24 protein-coding genes are annotated in these 19,132 nt (G+C 54.0%); 18 read left to right on the top strand and 6 right to left on the bottom strand.

Going from position 1 to position 19,132, the window contains the following annotated elements:
* Positions 1-35 precede the first annotated feature (35 nt).
* Positions 36-866, top strand: a complete 831-nt coding sequence (gene proC / locus OO731_RS05980; protein ID WP_264890036.1) for a pyrroline-5-carboxylate reductase — start codon at positions 36-38, stop codon at positions 864-866.
* A gap of 4 nt (positions 867-870) precedes the next feature.
* On the opposite strand, the gene OO731_RS05975 is transcribed toward proC, so the two are convergent.
* Positions 871-1,563 carry a TetR/AcrR family transcriptional regulator gene (locus OO731_RS05975; protein ID WP_264890035.1) on the bottom strand — a complete coding sequence of 231 codons (693 nt, stop codon included), beginning with the start codon at positions 1,561-1,563 and terminating at the stop codon, positions 871-873.
* A 107-nt stretch (positions 1,564-1,670) separates the two neighbouring features.
* The gene (locus OO731_RS05970; protein ID WP_264890034.1) at positions 1,671-2,327 is read right to left on the bottom strand and encodes an aquaporin; all 657 of its coding nucleotides are present in this window, start codon (positions 2,325-2,327) and stop codon (positions 1,671-1,673) included.
* Positions 2,328-2,493: 166 nt separating this feature from the next.
* On the opposite strand from OO731_RS05970, the gene OO731_RS05965 reads away from it, so the two are divergent.
* Positions 2,494-2,592 carry an AURKAIP1/COX24 domain-containing protein gene (locus OO731_RS05965; protein ID WP_005504750.1) on the top strand — a complete coding sequence of 33 codons (99 nt, stop codon included), beginning with the start codon at positions 2,494-2,496 and terminating at the stop codon, positions 2,590-2,592.
* 68 nt (positions 2,593-2,660) lie between these two features.
* On the opposite strand, the gene OO731_RS05960 is transcribed toward OO731_RS05965, so the two are convergent.
* Complete coding sequence (locus OO731_RS05960) at positions 2,661-3,374, bottom strand: HAD-IB family hydrolase (protein ID WP_138315865.1); 714 nt, start codon at positions 3,372-3,374, stop codon at positions 2,661-2,663.
* Positions 3,375-3,431: 57 nt separating this feature from the next.
* Between OO731_RS05960 and OO731_RS05955 the strand changes: the two genes are divergently transcribed.
* The 4 genes from OO731_RS05955 to OO731_RS05940 are packed head-to-tail and all read left to right on the top strand — an operon-like array spanning position 3,432 to position 4,594.
* A complete protein-coding gene (locus OO731_RS05955) occupies positions 3,432-3,698 on the top strand; it encodes a glutaredoxin family protein (protein WP_264890033.1) in 267 nt (88 codons plus the stop codon).
* 8 nt (positions 3,699-3,706) lie between these two features.
* A complete protein-coding gene (locus tag OO731_RS05950; protein WP_264890032.1) occupies positions 3,707-3,871 on the top strand; it encodes a hypothetical protein in 165 nt (54 codons plus the stop codon).
* Positions 3,872-3,926: 55 nt separating this feature from the next.
* The gene (locus OO731_RS05945; RefSeq protein ID WP_264890031.1) at positions 3,927-4,196 is read left to right on the top strand and encodes a hypothetical protein; all 270 of its coding nucleotides are present in this window, start codon (positions 3,927-3,929) and stop codon (positions 4,194-4,196) included.
* 2 nt (positions 4,197-4,198) lie between these two features.
* Positions 4,199-4,594, top strand: coding sequence for a type II toxin-antitoxin system VapC family toxin (locus OO731_RS05940; RefSeq protein ID WP_264890030.1), 396 nt, complete (start codon positions 4,199-4,201; stop codon positions 4,592-4,594).
* A 46-nt stretch (positions 4,595-4,640) separates the two neighbouring features.
* Here the strand turns inward: OO731_RS05940 and aspS are convergent, their stop codons facing one another.
* Entirely contained in the window at positions 4,641-5,966 is a 1,326-nt protein-coding gene (gene aspS, locus OO731_RS05935) for an aspartate--tRNA(Asn) ligase (protein WP_264890029.1), read from the bottom strand.
* A 35-nt stretch (positions 5,967-6,001) separates the two neighbouring features.
* Here aspS and OO731_RS05930 point away from each other — a divergent pair, with 35 nt between their 5' ends.
* The 9 genes from OO731_RS05930 to OO731_RS05890 all read left to right on the top strand — a co-directional run bounded on the left by OO731_RS05930 (position 6,002) and on the right by OO731_RS05890 (position 14,913).
* Positions 6,002-6,637: a histidine phosphatase family protein gene (locus tag OO731_RS05930; RefSeq protein ID WP_264890028.1), complete on the top strand. Its 636-nt coding sequence runs from the start codon at positions 6,002-6,004 to the stop codon at positions 6,635-6,637.
* On the top strand, positions 6,634-7,236 hold the full coding sequence (locus tag OO731_RS05925; RefSeq protein WP_264890027.1) for a TlpA disulfide reductase family protein: 603 nt from the start codon (positions 6,634-6,636) through the stop codon (positions 7,234-7,236). The genes OO731_RS05930 and OO731_RS05925 overlap by 4 nt, the downstream gene beginning before the upstream one ends.
* Positions 7,237-7,239: 3 nt before the next feature.
* Positions 7,240-7,968: a cytochrome c biogenesis protein CcdA gene (locus OO731_RS05920; protein ID WP_264890026.1), complete on the top strand. Its 729-nt coding sequence runs from the start codon at positions 7,240-7,242 to the stop codon at positions 7,966-7,968.
* Complete coding sequence (locus OO731_RS05915) at positions 7,943-9,592, top strand: cytochrome c biogenesis protein ResB (protein ID WP_264890025.1); 1,650 nt, start codon at positions 7,943-7,945, stop codon at positions 9,590-9,592. The genes OO731_RS05920 and OO731_RS05915 overlap by 26 nt, the downstream gene beginning before the upstream one ends.
* A 2-nt stretch (positions 9,593-9,594) precedes the next feature.
* Positions 9,595-10,542 (top strand): c-type cytochrome biogenesis protein CcsB, encoded by a 948-nt coding sequence (gene ccsB, locus OO731_RS05910; protein ID WP_264890024.1) that lies wholly within the window; start codon positions 9,595-9,597, stop codon positions 10,540-10,542.
* A 6-nt stretch (positions 10,543-10,548) separates the two neighbouring features.
* Positions 10,549-11,568, top strand: coding sequence for an o-succinylbenzoate synthase (locus tag OO731_RS05905; RefSeq protein ID WP_264890023.1), 1,020 nt, complete (start codon positions 10,549-10,551; stop codon positions 11,566-11,568).
* 366 nt (positions 11,569-11,934) lie between these two features.
* Positions 11,935-12,846 (top strand): 1,4-dihydroxy-2-naphthoyl-CoA synthase, encoded by a 912-nt coding sequence (locus tag OO731_RS05900; protein ID WP_264890022.1) that lies wholly within the window; start codon positions 11,935-11,937, stop codon positions 12,844-12,846.
* Between the two features lie 22 nt (positions 12,847-12,868).
* A complete protein-coding gene (locus OO731_RS05895) occupies positions 12,869-13,987 on the top strand; it encodes an AMP-binding protein (RefSeq protein WP_264890021.1) in 1,119 nt (372 codons plus the stop codon).
* Positions 13,987-14,913, top strand: a complete 927-nt coding sequence (locus OO731_RS05890) for a 1,4-dihydroxy-2-naphthoate polyprenyltransferase (protein ID WP_264890020.1) — start codon at positions 13,987-13,989, stop codon at positions 14,911-14,913. Before OO731_RS05895 ends, OO731_RS05890 begins: the two co-directional genes overlap by 1 nt.
* On the opposite strand, the gene OO731_RS05885 is transcribed toward OO731_RS05890, so the two are convergent.
* Entirely contained in the window at positions 14,903-15,160 is a 258-nt protein-coding gene (locus tag OO731_RS05885) for a DUF4229 domain-containing protein (RefSeq protein WP_264890019.1), read from the bottom strand. The two genes, OO731_RS05890 and OO731_RS05885, sit on opposite strands and share 11 nt — an antisense overlap.
* A 38-nt stretch (positions 15,161-15,198) precedes the next feature.
* On the opposite strand from OO731_RS05885, the gene OO731_RS05880 reads away from it, so the two are divergent.
* Both OO731_RS05880 and menD read left to right on the top strand, forming a co-directional pair.
* Complete coding sequence (locus OO731_RS05880; protein WP_264890018.1) at positions 15,199-15,471, top strand: hypothetical protein; 273 nt, start codon at positions 15,199-15,201, stop codon at positions 15,469-15,471.
* Complete coding sequence (gene menD, locus OO731_RS05875) at positions 15,461-17,047, top strand: 2-succinyl-5-enolpyruvyl-6-hydroxy-3-cyclohexene-1-carboxylic-acid synthase (RefSeq protein WP_264890017.1); 1,587 nt, start codon at positions 15,461-15,463, stop codon at positions 17,045-17,047. Before OO731_RS05880 ends, menD begins: the two co-directional genes overlap by 11 nt.
* A gap of 5 nt (positions 17,048-17,052) precedes the next feature.
* Here menD and OO731_RS05870 read toward each other — a convergent pair whose 3' ends face one another.
* Entirely contained in the window at positions 17,053-18,306 is a 1,254-nt protein-coding gene (locus OO731_RS05870; RefSeq protein WP_264890016.1) for an isochorismate synthase, read from the bottom strand.
* Between the two features lie 123 nt (positions 18,307-18,429).
* On the opposite strand from OO731_RS05870, the gene OO731_RS05865 reads away from it, so the two are divergent.
* On the top strand, positions 18,430-19,074 hold the full coding sequence (locus OO731_RS05865; protein WP_264890015.1) for a hypothetical protein: 645 nt from the start codon (positions 18,430-18,432) through the stop codon (positions 19,072-19,074).
* Positions 19,075-19,132 lie beyond the last annotated feature (58 nt).

Below are 19,132 nucleotides of genomic sequence, written 5' to 3'. Positions count from 1 at the left end.
CCATACTGACAATCGGGCTCGCCTAAACTGTGTCTGTGGACATCAAAAGAATCGCAATTCTCGGCACCGGCTCAATGGGCGGCGCAATCTTGTCAGGTCTGTTGAAGTCAGGCTTTGATCCAAGTCAGATTTCGGTAAGCACCAAGAGCACCGATAGCGCCGAGCGCCTGGCTGAAGAGCTGGGTGTCCTCAGTTTTGCGCTTGAAAACGGCGATGACGCCAATCAAATGGCGGTTGCTGGGGCTGATGTGGTTTTGATCGGGGTTAAGCCGGCCTATGTGCTTGAGGTCTTGGCAGACGTTGCCGACTCACTCAACGACAACGCGCTCGTGATCAGCGTTGCCGCCGGCACAACCACAGCCTCAATGGAGGCAGTGCTGCCTGAGGATGTTGGTGTGGTCAGGGCCATGCCAAACACACCTGCGATTGTTGGCCGCGCGGTCACCGGTGTTGCAGCTGGTGAGCGAGCTACCGACTGGGCGGTTGATGTAACCCGCGAGCTTTTTGAAACGGTGGGCAAAGTCCTTGTGCTCGACGAGAGCAAGATTGATGCGCTGAGCACAATCTCTGGCTCGGGCCCGGCCTACGTGTTCTACCTAATTGAGCAAATGACCAAGGCTGCCAAGCATCAGGGTTTTAGTGATGAAGATGCAGCGCTTTTGGTCAACGAGACCTTCTTGGGTGCGGCCGAACTTTTGGTTGATTCGGGCAAGGCACCAGATGTCCTTCGCAAGCAGGTAACCAGCCCAAACGGCACCACTGAGCGAGCAATTGCAAGGATGGAACAAACCGACTTGGCCGGGATGTTTGCCGAAGCCACCGACGCGGCTCTTGCCCGTGCGCGGGAGATTGCCGCCGGAAAGTAACCGGCTACTTAGCCGCTACACCGTTGGCTAGTCGACCCCAAATTGGCAAACTATCTGTGCCAACAAATAGGCCGCTGAACGCCGTCAAAAATGCGGTGTTCCAGCACTCGTCGTTTACCGGGTTGCGGTCCAGCTCAGAAATCACTCGACCGTGCAGCATGCCTAGAGTCAGCACGGCAGCCGCGCGAGGGTCTAGGTGAGGCTTCAAAATTCCGCGGTCCTTCAGCAGCTGCATAACCTCGGCCAAGCTCGAGGTTAGTTCACTCTGAACTTCGATGATGGCTTCGCGCAGCGGCGGCCGACCGGTAGTGCTGCCGATGGTGGTTGCCTGGTCGCGGGCCGGAAACTGCTCGAAGTGGTGGTTTAGGAAAGCCAGCATTTCGTCATAGTGCTCGGCCATTTCTTTGGCACTGTGCATGCGGGCCATGAATCTCTTGACGCGCTCAATGTCATCTTGGATGGCGTTGCGAAAACGCTCAACATACGCGGCTCGAATTAGACCATCGCGGTCACCGAAGTGGTGATAGATCGAACCAATCGACACATTTGCCGTCTTGGAAATCTCTTGAACTCGAACCGCAGCCTCGCCACCGCTAAGCAGGTACTTATTGGTGACTTGAAGGACCAAGGCAATGGTGTCAACAGCGCGCGCCTGCTTTGGAGCGGGAGCGGGGGCTGATTTACTCTGCGGGCTCATGGTTAGACCTTCCGGCGATTTTCTAGAAAACTCTTGGAATACTTTCTAATCCGAACCGACAGCTGGTGGAATCTATTTCTCAAATTCCAAAATTTATGAAAGAAAAACTATGACCGGTCTCTAAATAGAGTTTTGAAAATAACCAGTGCCAAAAGTGCACCGGCAAATTGGCAAATTACAAAATTCAACACCGATTCCGGGGCAATGCCGGCAAAGGTATTTGAGAAGATTCGACCGACGGTAACCGCAGGGTTGGCAAAAGAAGTCGAAGCGGTAAATAGGTAGGCAGAGCCAATCCAGGCGGCAACCGCCACTCCAATTTGTGCGGTGCTGAAATTGCGCGCACTGAAAACCAAAATCACCAATAGCAGTCCGGCTGTGGCAACAACCTCTGAGATCCAGATTCCGGTGCTGGCTCGAACATTTTCAGAAATCTTCAGCGGGGCTAGGTCAAACATTGCGTTGGCCAAAATTGCACCGGCAGCGGCACCAACGGTTTGAGCTGCCGCATAGGCAAAGAAGGTCGTGGCATCAAGTTTTTTGAGCGCCAACATAATCAAAGAAACCACAGGGTTAAAGTGAGCGCCACTGATTGGCCCAAATAGGGTGATCAGCAGAGCCAGAGCTGCAACCGTTGAGATGGTGTTGATTAGCAACGCTTGGCCAAAATCGGTGGAAAGGTTCTGCCCCATGATTCCCGAGCCGACAACTACCGTGACCAGCAGGAGTGTGCCCAAGAATTCTGCAACGATTTTTTTAGTCATGTTTGGCAAGTCTTTCTACCTAAGTTCAGCCTGTAGATTACCGCAGCAACCTGAACGCAAGGTTTCTAACTGGTTCACCCAGGCCCACTTAACTCGGCTAGAATAGAGAAATCGTTTTGCTGTTTGCCGATCCGGTAGATGAGCATCCAAAATCTGTGAGGTCCCTATGGGTTCAGTAATTAAGAAGCGCCGCAAGCGTATGTCTAAGAAGAAGCACCGCAAGTTGCTTCGTAAGACTCGTCACCAGCGTCGCAACAAGAAGTAAGTCGTTTAGTCGGCTTACTCAACAAAAATCCCGTCAAGTTTTCTTGACGGGTTTCTTGTTTAACCGGGCTATTTATTGGCGCGCAGTTCGCGTTTTTTGAAATCCAAGATTGGCCACTCGGCCGCCACCGCGTAGCGCTTAAGCGCAGCATCGGGGTTAACCGCCACAGCGTGACCAACCACAGTCATCATCGGTAGGTCATTCACGCTGTCGCTATATGCGTAAGAGTTTTTGAGGCTGATGTTGCGCTCCTTGGCCAGCGCTTTTACAGCCTTGCGTTTGTGTTTGCCGTGGAGGGTCTCGCCGACCAATTTGCCGGTCAGAATGCCATCTTTGACTTCGACCACGGTACCCAGGCCACCGGTCAGGCCAAGGCGGTGGGCAATAACATCAGCAATTTGTTTTGGTGTGGCAGTAACCAACCAAACCTCGCGCCCAGCTGCGATGTGCTCTTTGGCCAGGCGAACAGTCTCTGGCCATAGCTTTGGGCAAATGTACTTGTCGTAAACCTCATCGGTCAGTGCGGCTAGGTCGTCGGCCTTGTGGCCTTCGATTAGCCCAAGCGCGCGATCGCGAATCTCATCAACAGTTGTGAGGGTCTCGCCGCGGGCAATAAAGCGGGCCTGCTGCCAGGCAAATCTCCAGAAGTCACGGCGGCTAAAAAAGCCACGCTTGAAAGCTGCTTTTCCAAACAAAAAACTGCTGGATCCCCGAATGATGGTGTTATCAACGTCGAAGAACGCGGCTTCGATTTTGGTTGATTCCTTAGGGGTATTCGGCACCTGTTCAGTTTAGTTGCCGGCGTCGGCAACACCTGTCATAGGCTGGGGTTTGTGAACGTGGAATTAACCTTGATCGGCAAGCCGGGGTGTCATCTGTGTGATGATGCCCGCGATGCAGTGAATCGTGTGGTTGCTGATTTTGAGCAGCGCCAACCAGCTGCGTCAGTCAGCCTCACCGAGTTGAACATTCTGGATGACGCTGAGCTTGCCGCCCGATACTTAGAGGAAATCCCGGTCTTGCTAATTAATGGGCAAGTGCATAACTATTGGCGTATCGACGAAGTGCGATTTGCAACTGCGTTGGACAACCTAACTAAGGGGTAGTGGTTTCGATGCGATGGATTTTGAAGCGATTCTGGTTTCCGATTTTGCTAATTGTTTTGTCATTGCTGGGCCGCAAATATCCGTGGGCGTTAAAAGCAAAGAACACCATCATGAAGTTTTCTGACCCAATCCAGACTGTGCGTTCGGCGGCCAAAGGCACCGCCAAAAAATAGTTGTGGCTGACCGCAAAAAAAGTCTAGACTTTATGTATAGACGGGCGGTGAATCAGTGGAAACTGAAGTAAAAACCAAGTTTTTTCGAAATGGCGGCAGCGTTGCTGTCCGTATTCCAAGTGCCTGGAACTTCAATCCTGATCGAGTAACACTCACATTTGATGCAATCAGTAGAAGCATCACCATCAAACAATTCCCTCAACACCCGCTCGAAGATTTCTTTGCTCTTCAAGATGAGCTTGGTCCGGTCGAAGACGATCAGCCGCTATTTGAGCGTGAGCAAGGCAGAGACACTTTCATCAGTCCCATTGAAGTAGTCGGCTAACTATGTTTTTGTTGGATACCGACATTGCATCGGCCATCATTAAAAACCGCACCGCACTCGGCAATTATGTGCACCTTTTAACCGAGTCCGAGTGGGCAATTTCTGCGGTCACTCAAATGGAGTTGCGGTTCGGAATGCTCACAATGCCGCCCGAGCACAAAAGCCGCAAATTGATTGCAAGTTTTCTCATGCACGCTCCGGCTGTTGCTTTCGATAATCGCGCTGCCGACGAAACAGCAAAAATCCGGGCCAAACTCAAACTGGATGGCGCACAAATTGGATTTTATGACCCGCTGATCGCAGGGCACGCTCTGGCAATCGGAGCTGTCTTGGTAACTGCAAACACAAAACACTTTGCCAACATAGAAGGCCTCGAAACTACCAATTGGCTTAAGTAAAAAATCCCCGACCAATGGCCGGGGATTTTCTTTAAGGTGCCGAAGCTTATGGCTCCAAGCGGTTTGGTCCGCGGAACAAGAAACCAACTTCGCGAATGTTTGGCTGGTGCAATAGCAACATCAGAACGCGCAGCAGGCCCATTCCAAAACCACCGTGTGAAGGTGCGCCGTACTTGAAGAAGTCAAGGTAGGTCTGTAGGCCCTCTGGCTCAAGCCCCTTGGCCTTTACCTGCTCGATCAAAACATCCAGGCGGTGTTCACGCTGAGCACCGGTGGTGATCTCAGTTCCGCGCCAGATCAGGTCGTAGCTGTTGGTAAGAGCTGGATTGTCTGCGTGACGCATGTGGTAGAACGGGCGCACTGTTGCTGGGTAGTCGGTAACAAAAACAAACTCGTGACCGTGGGTCTCTTGAGCCCAGGCAGCAATTTGGCGCTCGCCCTCAGGGTCTAGGTCGCCACCGCGCTCAACAACGTGGCCGCGTTCCTTGATGATCTCAACCGCTTCGGTTAGCGGAACACGAGGGAACGGAATTGAAGGTACCTGAACCTCAACGCCAAAGTGCTTCAAAATTTCATCGCCGTGCTTGTCTTTGACCGCACTGATGGCACGGTGCAGCAACTGCTCCTGAATCTGCATGATGTCTTCATGCGAATCGATCCATGAAACCTCGATGTCGACCGAGACAAACTCGGTAGCGTGACGAGAGGTGAACGATGGGTCGGCACGGAAAACCGGACCGATCTCAAAGATTTTGCCCAAACCAGACATCATGGCCATCTGCTTGTAGAACTGAGGTGACTGGGCCAGGTAAGCGTGAGTGTCAAAGTACTCAAGCTTGAATAGCTCGGCGTTTGACTCTGATGCTGAGGCCATAAGTTTTGGTGAGTGAATCTCAACAAAGTCGTTCTCAGCCCAGTACTGGCGCCAAGCGTTTTCAATAGTGGTCTGGATGCGGAAGACCAGGTTCATCTCAGGGCGGCGCAGGTCAAGGAATCTCCAGTCCATGCGCTTGTCGATTGAGGTGTCGTCGGCAATCGGGGTTTCTGGGTCAGCCATGGTGACGATTTCGACATCGTCTAGCTGAATCTCAAGGCCACCGAGCTTTACGCGCTCGTCGTGCACCAAACGGCCGGTGATCCAAACAAAGGAACCGTTGGTAAGGGTCGAAACCTTGGCTGCCAGAGCGTCGTTCTCGTCCGGCACCTCGTTGACTACTGGGCGAGGGTAAGTTACCTGAACATCGCCTGACTCATCACGAATGATGATGAACTGGATGCGCTTCTGATCACGAAGCTTTTCTACCCATCCACCAATGGTTACTGGGCCATCTGGCAGGGCGGCAAGGTCTTTAACTAGGGCACGGGCTCTCATATGGGTCAAGTTTAGCCGAGGGTAGACTTATAGCTATGCCCGCCGAACGTATCCACCTAATCCGTCACGGTGAAGTGCACAATCCAGACGGCGTTTTGTATGGTCGGCTGCCGCACTATTCATTGAGCGCAAAAGGTCACGAGATGGCTGCCACAGCTGCAGCCGCACTAAAGGCTGACCGGCGCCCGATTTCTGCCCTGTATGCCAGCCCACTGTTGCGCACCCGCGAATCTGCCGAGCACGTTCAAGAAGCATTCGGCCTTGATGTCGTCACCGATGAACGATTGATTGAACCGCACAACGTGTTTGAAGGTCGTCGACTAACCGGTGGGCACATCCTGGTTCGACCACACCTTTACTTTCACCTACGCAACCCAATGCAGCCGAGCTGGGGTGAGCCTTACGTTCAAATTGCTGGCCGCATGATGGCAGCGATAACTGACGCGTGGGAGAAGACCCCCGATGGCGATGTGGTTTTGGTGTCACACCAACTGCCGATTGTTATGGTTCAGCGGGCGCTCGCCGGAGAATCGCTGGCTCATAATCCAAAGAAGCGCCGTTGCGCTCTTTCGAGCATCACCACCCTGGAACGCCAGGGAAACCGTTTTGTTGAAGTTGACTACCGCGACCCAGCTGCTGGTGCCGGTGCGATTGATTTGGGTGCCGTATGAGAAAAAATCAACGACTCTTTCTGAACATTGCCTTTGCCATCATGGTTGCGGCAGTAATTATCGCCAGCCTGTCAGGCTGTGCCGCCAATGACCCTTTGGCTAACCAGTTCAAAGCTGGTGACAACAAAAATTACATCGCCGGCGATGGCACGGTAACCGAGTTCTCAGTCGAAAATCGCAAGGCGGCTGTTGAGTGGAGCGGAACCACCGAGAGTGGCGAAGTAATTAGTAGTGCGCAGCTTGAAGGCGTAGTAACCGTGGTCAATTTTTGGTACGCAGCCTGCTTGCCTTGCCGCCTTGAAGCGCCAGATTTGGTGGCCCTCGCGGCTGAGTACCCAGAGGCCCAGTTCATCGGTGTAAATGTGCGTGACTCGGCCGAAACCTCAGCGGCATTTTCGAAGAGCAAAAAACTGACCTGGCCTTCAATCATCGATAAAAACGATGGTGCCGTGATGCTGGCCTTTACCGGAATCGTGACACCAAATGCTGTGCCGACGACCCTGGTGGTTGGCAAAGACGGCAAAGTCACCTCGCGCGTATACGGTCAGATTGACCGATCAATTCTTGGCACTCTAATCAAGACAGCTCTCGAGGAGTAGGTCTTGAACCCAAACGACATCATTCTGAATGGCTCGCTGCTCGCGGCTGTTCCGATGGCGCTTTTGGCAGGCATTGTCTCGTTTATAAGTCCGTGCGTTTTGCCGCTGGTGCCGGGATACCTAGGTTTTGTCTCTGGAATGTCAGCCACTAAGAGCCGCGTGGTCCTAGGCTCGCTGCTGTTTGTTCTCGGGTTTTCGATTGTCTTTGTATCTTTCGGGGCTCTGTTCGGGGGCATCGGGGCAGCGGTTTACGCCAGCGGCATCATCTGGGTTCAGCGGGTGCTTGGCGTTTTTGTCATCTTTTTGGGCTTTGTTCTGATGGGGCAATTCAAGTTCATGCAGCGCACCATGAAAATGCAGGTTTCACCTAAGTTGGGTCTGTTTGGTGCGCCCCTTTTGGGCGTTGCCTTTGGGCTCGGGTGGACCCCGTGCATCGGCCCAACTCTGGCTGCGGTTTTGACATTGGCATCTGATTCAGGGTCTCCGGCCAAGGGTGCACTACTTGCTTTTGTTTACGCACTCGGAATCGGGCTGCCGTTTGTGGCGATCGCAGCCGGATTTGGTTGGGCTACGAAGTCGGTCGGGTTTATCAAAAAGCACATTCGTGCGTTCAACATTGGCGGCGGCGCGCTGCTGGTAATTCTCGGTATTTTGATGGTCACCGGAATCTGGAGCGCACTGTCATCATGGCTACAGCTGGAGGTGTTTGGCTATTTCCAAGTTGCAATCTAACGGCAGCGAGTCTTCGGCAAATCTGACCGATGCGGTAAACGATTTTGAAGAGCAGGTTATCAACGCCCCGACTTTGAGTTTGGCTGGTTGGGCGCGATGGACCTGGCGTCAACTGACCTCAATGCGCACCGCTCTGTTTTTGCTTTTGCTATTGGCTGCCGCTGCGGTTCCGGGGTCAATTTTTCCCCAGCGTTCTGCTGACCCAAACGGTGTAATTCAGTACTTCGACAACAACCCGGTTGCAGCTCCGATTCTTGATGCCATTCAGCTTTTCGATGTCTATACCTCGGCTTGGTTTTCAGCAATTTACATCCTGCTGTTCATCTCACTAATCGGTTGCGTTTTGCCTCGCACCGCGGTTCACGCCAAGGCTTTGCGTTCGGCGCCACCAGCTGCTCCACGACTTTTTTCACGGATGCCGGCTAGCCAAAAGGTAAAGCTTTCGGCTTCAAAGGCTGATCAGATTCCTCAGGCGGCTTTTGACCTGCTTAAGAAGCAGGGTTACCGAGTTGTGCGTGACGGAAACTCAGTTTCGGCTGAGCGTGGCTACCTTCGAGAGACCGGAAACTTGGTTTTCCACATCTCACTCATCGGTGTTTTGATTGCCGTTGGTTGGGGCGGTGGCCTCAGCTACAGCGGGCAGCGAGTTTTGGTTGAGGGCGAGACCTTTGTTAACAACCTTGCTTCTTACGACTCGTTTGCGCCCGGCACATTTTTTACCGAAGAAAATCTGGTTCCTTTTGCGGTCAAGCTAGACAAGTTTGAGGTTGATTTTGACTTTGCCAACGTGACCAACGTAGGCACACCATTGGACTTCAGGGCTTATGTTGCTGCCAAGGTACCTGCCTCTGAGGGCGTTGCTGCCCAAGAGAAATCTGGCGTGATTCGGGTCAACGAACCGCTTGAACTGCCGGGGGCACACGTTTACCTGACCGGTAATGGTTATGCGCCTGAGATCACCATCCGTGACCTAGATGGCAACATCACCTACTCGGGTACCACCGCGTTTTTGCCGCAGTCAAGCACCTACACCTCACTCGGCGTAATCAAGGTGCCCGATGCTCCGAAGCAGTTCGGCATTATTTCTTTCTTCTACCCGACGGTTGATGAACTTGAGACCGGCGCACTCACCTCGCTGTATCCGGCACCGATTGACCCGTTGTTGACGATGAATGTTTACGAGGGTGACCTTGGTCTTGAGACCGGTGCCCCTAAGAATGTCTACGCGCTCGACACCTCCAACATGACTCAGGTTGCTGGCGGTAAGAGCGGAGTGGCCGGTTTGCGCCTAACCGTTGGTGAGACCGTTGATCTACCCGGCGACCTTGGCACGGTTACTTTTGACGGCATTCGTCGTTTTGCCTCACTCGATGTGAGCTACAACCCGGGCGGAATTTGGGTGCTTCTTTTTGCGTTGCTTTCTCTAGCGGGTGTGACGCTTTCACTTTTGGTTCCTCGCCGTCGCGTTTGGGTCAGACAAACTTCAACGGGCTTTGAAGTTGCAGCTCTTGCTCGCGGCGATGACCCGTCACTTGAAAAAGTTGTTTCTGAGGTGGCTTCGGCTTTGGCCCCAGAGGCAGATTCACGTTCTAACTCAGATTCAGACCAAGCAGAAGGTAAGTAAGTATGACTTTGATGGCATTGGGTAACGGCTTCTTGACCGAGGTTGGTATTGCACTAAACCCAGAGCTCGCGGGTATTTCACGCCTGTTCATCCAGGGCGCCATGTTGTTCTACACAGCGGCCTTTCTGAGTTTTGCGTTCCACCTATCGCGCCTAGCCAGCCTTGATAAGGCTGCTCGCCAGACTGCGTCAAAGCTTGAGCGAGCCGGAATTATCCTGCTCGGCATCGCCGCGGTTATTCACGGAGTCGGTGTTGTCCTGCGTGGTATTTCGGCTTCTCGTGTGCCTTGGGCCAACATGTACGAGTTCTCGATTACGGGTTCATTCGTTGTCGTGGCGATTTTCTTGATTGCTCTAAAGATCAAGGACATCCGCCTAATTGCAACCTTTGTGGCTGGTTTCAACCTTTTGATTTTGGGCACCGCCGACACCGTATTTTGGGTGAAGGTGCAGTCACTAATGCCTGCGCTGCAGAGCTACTGGTTGGTCATTCACGTTCTGGTTGCGGTGCTGGCTACCGCCTTCTTCAACATCGCAGCGGCGCTATCGATTGCCTATGTATTCAAGACCGCTAAATGGGTCCAGGCATCCAAGGTCAAGGTTGTGGCTACCTTCAAACGAATTCTGGATCTGTTTCCGGACATCGAAAAGATGGAGCGGTTGGCCTACCGATTCAACATCATCGGTTTTATTCTCTGGAGCTTCACTCTGATTGCCGGCGCAATCTGGGCCGAACGCGCCTGGCACCGCTATTGGGGTTGGGACACCAAGGAGGTTTGGACGTTCATCATCTGGACCATCTATGCCGGCTACCTGCACGCAAACGCTACCCGCGGTTGGACTGGCAAGCGTTCAGCGTGGTTGTCGATCGTCGGCTTCCTTGCCATTCTGTTTAACTTCACAATCGTGAACCTGTACTTCAAGGGCTTGCACGTTTACAGCGGTCTATAAACACCGATGACCTCCAGCGCGTCTAATCTGCCACCGCTAATAGAAATTCTTTCTTCGGCGCGCGTGGTGGCTTTGCCGCTGCGAACCTCGTTTCGTGGGCTAACCGAGCGCGAGGCGTTGCTGTTTGAGGGGCCTAACGGTTGGGCCGAGTGGTCGCCTTTTGTTGAGTACCACGACGCTGAGGCAGCTGTTTGGTTGGCTGCGGCGATTGAATTTGCTTATGGCCAGTTGCCGCCGGTGCTTCGCGATCGAATCCCGGTAAACGCCACGCTTCCGGCCGTTGCGCCTGACCAAGTTGTGTCCGTGCTCTCGAAATTTGGTGCTTTTCGAACCGTCAAAATCAAGGTGGCTCAGAGCGGTCAAGACCTCAATCAAGACCTTCAGCGCATTTGGGCGGCTAGGCAAAATTACCCCGATGCTCGAATTCGCCTGGACGCTAACGGGGGATACTCGGTAGCCGAGGCAGTTGCTCTGGCGTGTGCCATGGTTGAAAACGGAGTCCCGCTGGATTACTTGGAGCAGCCGGTTGCTTCAATTGCTGAGCTGGCTGAATTGCGTCGCGAAGTTAACGCCCTTGGAGTTTTGATCGCTGCCGATGAGTCCGTTCGAAAAGTTACTGACCCAATGGCAGTTGTTGCTGCGGGTGCGGCGGACATTCTGGTTTTGAAGGCCGCCCCTTTGGGTGGAGTTGGTCGGGCGCTGAATATTGCGGCAGAGGCGGGTTTGCCGGTTGTGGTTTCAAGTGCGTTGGATACCTCGGTGGGGCTCTCGATGGGGGCTTACCTTGCTGCTGCTTTGCCGAATCTGGATTTTGATTGCGGATTGGGCACGGCGGCCTTGTTGGCCGGCGACGTCACGCGCCAACCGTTGCTGCCGGTGGATGGGTTTATCGATGTCCGACGGGTCGAGGTGGATGAGGCCAAGCTCGATATTTTTGAGGCTGAGGACCACCGAATTGACTGGTGGATCGATCGGCTTGACCGATGCTTCAAGTTGCTGCAAGACGCCGATTACCTAATTAGGTAATTTCTGATTACTTTTGCCTCAACGAAAAAACCTGCGCGATAAAGAATCGAGAGCAGTGTGCCCGAATTCGGGTCCCGGCGCCCGTTTTCAAGTCGATTTATCACTGACGGTGGCACCCCAACAAGCTCAGCAAATTGTTTTTGATTGAGCCCCAATTGCATGCGTGCATCAAAGATCAGGGCTGCTGAGAAAGTGCGGTAGTAATGGCCTGGCAGGCCACGACCTTTGGTCTTCATCTGTATCGAGAAACCATTCTTGCATTCCCAAAAATTACCTAATTAGGTAATTGCTCTGAACTGGTCTCGATGTTTTGTGGACAAATTGGGATGGCTGCTACCGCGCAGCACCTCAAGTTAGGCTTTAGACATGAACTCAAAGGTTTCAGAAATCTTCGACCCAACCATTTGGCACGAGGTGCCAGGCTTCGAGAACCTCGAAGACGTCACCTATCACAAGCACATGACCTTGGGCATCGTGCGCGTTGCATTTAACCGCCCTGAGGTTCGCAACGCTTTCCGACCAAAAACCGTAGATGAGCTGCACCGCACCCTCGACCACGCACGTATGGATTCGCGCGTTGGCGTAGTGCTCCTAACCGGCAACGGACCATCAGCCAAAGACGGCGGTTGGGCTTTTAGCTCAGGCGGCGACCAGCGCGTTCGCGGCCGCGACGGCTATAAGTATGCCGAGGGTGAAACTGCCGAAACTATCGATGCTGGTCGAAATGGCCGCCTTCACATTCTTGAAGTTCAGCGCCTAATCCGTTTTATGCCAAAGGTGGTTATTGCCCTGGTGCCTGGTTGGGCCGCTGGTGGCGGTCATTCGCTAAACGTGGTTGCCGACCTATCTTTGGCCAGTGCCGAGCACGCCCGATTTAAGCAAACCGATGCCGACGTTGGTTCTTTTGATGCCGGTTACGGCAGTGCCTATTTGGCGCGTCAAACCGGTCAAAAATTTGCCCGCGAAATCTTTTTCTTGGGTGCCGAGTACAACGCTCAGCGCGCGTATGAAATGGGCGTCGTGAACGCGGTAGTACCGCATGCTGATCTTGAAAAGGTCGGAGTCGAGTGGGCAACGGAAATTCTTAGAAAATCACCGCAGTCCATTCGCATGCTCAAGTTTGCATTCAACGCAGTTGACGACGGCATTGCTGGTCAGCAACTGTTTGCCGGCGAGGCAACTCGCTTGGCCTATGGCACCGATGAGGCAGTTGAAGGCCGCGACTCGTTCCTGCAAAAGCGCGAGCCAGACTGGTCTCCGTATCCTTGGCACTTCTAAACGGCATAAAAAACAGAAATAAATGCATCCACTAAAACTGATCGCAGCTAACGACGCCTTTGGTGCGCTCGTTGCGCTGACTGATGTTTTGGATGGCAAGCACGCACTTTTTGTAACCGCACCCGAGGTCAACGGAAAAATGCCCGAAACCCACGGGCTGCCTGAAGAGGTTGATGACCGCATTGCTCTGATCGTTGAAAGTTCAGGCTCAACTGGGCAACCAAAGCGAATCCAAATTTCACGCGAAGCTCTGATTTCCAGCGCAAACTCCTCGGCCTTGGCGCTCGGTTCATTCGAGGGCACCGCTCAATGGCTGTTGGCGCTCCCGATCAACTACATCGCTGGTTTGAATGTTCTAACTCGGTCAGTTTTGGCTGGTACCCAACCGGTGCTGATGAATACATCGGTGCCGTTTACGCCAGAAGCCTTCAGTCGTTCAGCCAGTTTTATGACCGGTGACCGTCGATACACCTCACTGGTGCCGACCCAGTTGGCGCGTTTGGCAAAAGCCGTCGAGCAAGACCAGTACTTGCTCTCGCAGCTTAGAAAATTCGACGCCATTTTGGTCGGCGGCCAAGCGCCCCAAGATGAAGTTGTCGCCAAGATGACCGACCTGGGCGTGAACCTGGTAATCACCTACGGCATGACCGAAACCTGTGGCGGCTGCGTCTACAACGGTCAACCTTTAGCCGGGGTAGAGCTCGCAACCAACGCTGGGCGCATCGGGGTTAAGGGGCCTATGTTGGCTGAGGTGGCGACTGACGAAAATGGCTTTTACTGGACCAACGATGAGGGCGTGGTTTATGCCGATGGCCGCCTAGAAATCATCGGAAGAATGGACCGGGTTATTAATTCGGGCGGCATCAAGATTTCATTGGATCGAGTCGAGCAACTAGCCCAGCAGGTAGTCGGTGTAACAGGGCTGGCAGCCACGGCAATTGACGACGTTGAGTGGGGGCAGAGGGTTGGCATCGTGTTCACCGGCAGCCCCGAGGTTGCCGATGAGGTGGCCACAGCCTTGGCCGATGACCTCGGGCCAGCCGGCAGACCGATTCGAATCCTCCGGGTAGACAAAATTCCGCTACTGCCAAACGGCAAAAATGACCTTCTAGCAATCAAGCAGCTCTTTGAGGAGAACTAATGGCCCAGCAAAAGAAAACCGGCAAAACAGCCGCCAAGTCAAAGCGCTCAGACTCACTAAAACTGTGGATTGCTGGCGCACGCCTGCGGACTCTGCCTCTGGCGATCGCTCCGGTGCTGATTGGTATGGGCGCTGCAGATGCGGCCGGCAAGTTCAACCTATCGCTCTCCTTGCTAGCGCTAACGGTCTCACTCAGCCTGCAGATTGGCGTCAACTACGCCAATGACTACTCAGATGGAATTCGCGGCACAGATGCCAACCGCGTTGGGCCACTGCGCCTAACCGGGTCAAATTCAGTGCGGCCGAGCGCTGTAAAAAATGCGGCATTTGCATTCTTCGGTATTGCTGGCATCGCAGGCCTAGTGATTGTTGTCATGACCCAGCACTGGTGGTTCTTGCCGGTCGGAGCGGTGTCAATTTTGGCAGCCTGGTTTTACACCGGTGGCAAGAGCCCATACGGTTACGCCGGGCTCGGCGAGCTTGCTGTCTTTGTGTTCTTTGGTCTGGTGGCAACCTATGGCACCGCCTACATTCAGATCGGCTCGTTTGATCTCAACTCGCTATTTGGCGGCATCGCGCTAGGTTTCTTTGCCTCGGCGGTGCTCATGATCAACAACATCCGTGACATAAACACCGATGCCGAAGTGGGCAAGAGAACCCTTGCGGTCAAGGTGGGCGCCAAGTGGGCCAAGGCGCTGTTTGTTGTGATGCTCTGGCTGCCAATGCTTATTTTGGCGCCGTTCCCGTTTCTCTACCCGGCAACATTCTTTGCCTGGGCAACGCTATTTTTGGTGGTGCCGGCCACGGTTATTGCACTTGCGGCCAAGACTCCGCGTGAGCAAATTTTGGTCCTAAAGCTAACCAGCTTTGCTGCACTTGCCTACGCCGCGCTATTTGCGCAGGGGCTGGCTGCCATTAACGGCTAGAGGCTGAATCCTCAGAATCTGCATCTTTGTCGCCAACATTTTTGCGGCGGTTATCGATTGACTTGTAGATGGCTTCAGAAACCGCATTTCGCTGCTTGTTGAAGAAAATCAGTGAAATGGCCAGTGAAACAACGGCAGCAATCAAAGCTGAGAAGAATGGGTCAAAGCCAACCATCAGCATGATGGCAAGTAGTACGGCAAATAGGCCGACGCGAATGGTGATGTAAAGGATCCATGGGTTCTTCATGGAATAAGTCTAAGTTTCAAGGTGGTTAGAGTTAAATCATGAAGTGGTTGGTTTTTGTTGCAGTTGCTGCGGGCATCTTGATTATTTTCGGTGCCACCTACGCAATTAGTCGCGTGCTCGAAAAGAAGCGTGCCCCAAAGTACAAAACCACAGCGCCAGATGACGACCCGCAGTTTTTGCGCGACCTGGCCAAGAAGCTCAAAGACCAGGATGCCCCGGCGTCCCCTGAGGCCGGTTCGGCTGAGCCAGAAGCTCCAATCGACCCGCAAGACGACAAAGACTCTGACCCGAGCGACAAGCGTGACCAGTAGTTCACCAGCGCAGGTTTTTGCCGCGCATCTTCTTGCTGCGCTGGCCAAGGCTGGCGTTCAAAATTTCTTTTTGGCTCCGGGGGCTCGTTCGCAGGCATTGGCAATAGCAGCTGGCCAGCTTGCCGCAGCTGGCAAAATCAAACTTCACGTTCGCCTCGACGAGCGCTCAATGGGCTTCACTGCACTTGGTTCTGCGCTAATCAGCGGCGAGCCATCGGTGCTGATTACAACGTCTGGAACAGCAGTAGCCAACCTGCACCCGGCCGTGCTTGAAGCAAGCCACTCGGGTGTTCCACTGATTCTGTTGACCGCAGACCGCCCGCACGAGCTACGCGGTGTTGGTGCAAACCAGACCACTAATCAAATCGGAATCTTTGGCGACGCTGTTCGTGAGTGTGTTGATGTGCCGGCACCGAATGGCCACGACGGCGAGATTCGCGAGGCCGCCACCCTGGCAACTAACGCCATCGCCGTGGCCATGGGTTACGACGGCGACCAGCCCGGCCCGGTGCAACTGAACCTGGCGTTCCGCGAACCGCTTTCGGCCGTCGAACCAAATGCCGCAGAGCTAAATCCGAGAATTGAACTGCCAAATATTTTTGAACCGCACCCGGAATTTGCCATGCTTTCGGCCAAGCGCCCAACTGTGGTTATGGCCGGAGCCGGAGCCGGTTCAGACGCAGTTGAACTTGCCGAAGCATTTGGCTGGCCTTTGTTTGCCGAGCCATCTTCTGGCGCACGAATGGGCGCGAACGCCATCCTGGGATACCGCAATTTGCTTGAGCAAAACGCCGACCTGGCCAGCCAAATTGGTCGCGTAATTGTTTTCGGCAAGCCAACCCTCGGCCGGGCTGCAATTCGCCTGCTCTATAACCAAGACATCGAGGTTGTTGTTGTTCGCAGCAAGACAATGGGCCACTTTGATGTCAGTCGGCGGGCCGCGCACACCATCGATGAAATCACCGTTGACGATGAAGTTGATTTTGAATGGCTTGAAGCCTGGCGCCGGGCCGACCACGAGCACATCGCCGTCGTTGAGACCAACACCGATTCCCTTGATCGCCGAGCGCTAATTCAAGCGGTTTGGCGAGTAACCGAAGGGGCTGACCAGTTGTTGCTTGGTGCCTCGAGGTTGATTCGTGAGGCAGATGCGCATGCTCCCGCTAAGGCCATCCGGGTATTTTCAAACCGCGGTCTTGCCGGCATCGATGGCACGGTGGCAACCGGTGTTGGTATTGCTTTGGTTGAGCGTGAGGGGACAACCCGAGTGCTGCTAGGCGACCTAACGCTCTTGCACGATGCGGGATCACTAAACATCGATCCGCGCGATGGTGACTTGAACATTCAAGTTATTGTTGGCAATGACCACGGCGGCAGCATATTCGGTGGCTTGGAAATGGCAAAAACTCTCGACACCGAAACTTTTGATCGACTGTTCACCACTCCTCAACAGGTTGACCTGTGGCACTTGGCTCAGGCCTACGGTTGGGCTTACGAGCGGGTTGAAAATCTTGGGCAACTCGATGCCGCCCTTACTAAAACCGGCCGAGTCCTGGTGGACGTCCGCCTGGCATAAATTGCCTAGGCGAGTGCCTCGCGAATTGGTCGGAACTTGAGTTCAGTCTCTGCCAACTCGGCTACCGGGTCTGATGCCGCCACAATTCCGCAGCCAGCAAATGCGCGAATCTGACGTCCAGAAATCTGTGCTCCACGAAGCGCAATTGCCCACTCGCCGTCGCCATCCGCACCAATCCAACCAACCGGTCCGGCATAACGGCCTCGATCGGTGCCCTCAAGCTCATCAATCACTTCGCGCGCGATGTCGGTCGGGGTTCCGGCTACCGCGGCTGTTGGGTGCAGTGCTGCTGCCAAATCCAACACCGATGCCTCTGCGCGCAGAACGCCGTGAACATCGCTGGCTAGGTGCCAAAGGTTTGGCAAAGCCAAACTGAACGGCTTTGCATCAGCATCGACCCGCTCGCAAAAAGGCGAGAGCGATGCCACGAGTGAGTTCACAGCGAAGGCATGCTCGTTTTTGTTTTTCTCCGAGCTGGCCAAGGCTGCCGCAATGGCCTGGTCAACGCCAGGGTCGGTTCCGCGGCCGGCGGTTCCGGCAAGTACGCGAGCCGACACTTGGCCGTGCGAAACCCGGACCAATAATTCTGGAGACGCCCCGAAGGTTCCGTCTACCGAATACACCCAGCAGGTTGGATAGCTTTCGGCCAGCCGAACCAGTGCCGGACGAATGTCAAAAGCCGAAGGAAGTTTGGCAACCAAGTCGCGCGCCAAAACTACTTTTTCGAGTTTGTGAGCAGCAATACTTTCAACTGCTTGAGCCACCGAACTCTTGAACTTCTCGGCCGATACCGCGCCAGACACAAAGGCAATCGGCTCGTTTGGTGAGTAGCTGGTTGGTGTTGGCCAGATCAGTTCGTCATTGCTATCTGCGGTACTTAGGTTGCCGTCGGCCTCGCCTGCAACTGCGATGCTGGTAAGCCAGCCGCGGCCATCGCGCAAACCCAAAACCATGCGCGGAACGATCAAAACACTCGGGGTTTCACTGTTGTCAGAGAACGCAAATGAGCCAAAGGCCACCAGGCCGGTACCCGGAATTTGCATCGGGTCGGTGATGGTTGCCTCAGCAACCAGGGCCTTCCACTGCAACGACAAATCCTCGAATCGGTTTTTGCCGGTTGCTGCAACGAGCTTGGCGCTCTGGCCAAAGCCAACGATGCCGCCATTTTCGCGTATAAAAGTGAGTGGATTTTCGGGAAGTTGGGCCAAAAGATTCTGCGGGGCATTGGCAAGCTCGACGGTCGAAACTATAAGTTTCATGCCGGCCTTTCTATGCTGAGCGTTATCTGTGAACCTGCTGAATGGGCTGGAATGCCACGTTGGCGCTGGGTATCTTTGGAATACACCGTCTCAAAAATCCTAAGCCCGTTAAGGAGGGTAAGAATGCGTAAGCCTAAGTTGCTTGCCATCATGCTCTCTGGGTTTCTAGTCATTGCCGGCATTGTTGCACCTCAGGCCGCATTTGCTGATCCGGCTGTACCGACTGGCGATAACCCAAACGCCGCCTCCTTCAGCACCGCTAGCGAAGACGAAGAAGAGGACGAGGCTGAGGATGAAGATGTTGAATCTGAGGACGAAGTCGACGAGGACGAGCAGGAATCCGAAAAGGGTTACGGCGTTCGCCCAGTAAAGCCAAAGCGCCCAAAGGTAGTCGATGACCCGGATACGGTGATTGACGAGAGTTTGGCATTCACCACATCTGAGTTGAATGAACTGCGCACCAGATTTGGCAGCGCAGATGCGCTTGAGTTGCCGCCGCTTTTGGTGAAGCCCAAAGTTGATGGTGGTTTTCAGGTGCAATCTGAGACAGCAGACCTGACCGAACAGCCTGAATTGGGTCAGACCATTGATCTTGAAAACATGTCGCGCCGCCACGAATCACCAGCTGCCGAGTTCTTCGAAAAAGCTCAGGTTGGCCTAGTTGCGATGGGCGCGGGAGCGATTGCCCTCGGTGCTGTGGCAACGACTAGAGCAGTGCGTGCCCGAAAGAATAAATCTGAGGACTATTTCTACGGCGAATCGGATTAGCCCTTAGGTGTTGCCGGCATTCCGGCATAATTTAGCGCCAATTAGCGTGGGTAGGATT

This window comes from Rhodoluna sp. KAS3 (assembly GCF_026000575.1).
Taxonomy (GTDB): Bacteria; Actinomycetota; Actinomycetes; order Actinomycetales; family Microbacteriaceae; genus Rhodoluna.
Note: the sequence above shows the minus strand (reverse complement) of the source record. Positions and strands in the feature narration are given on the sequence as shown.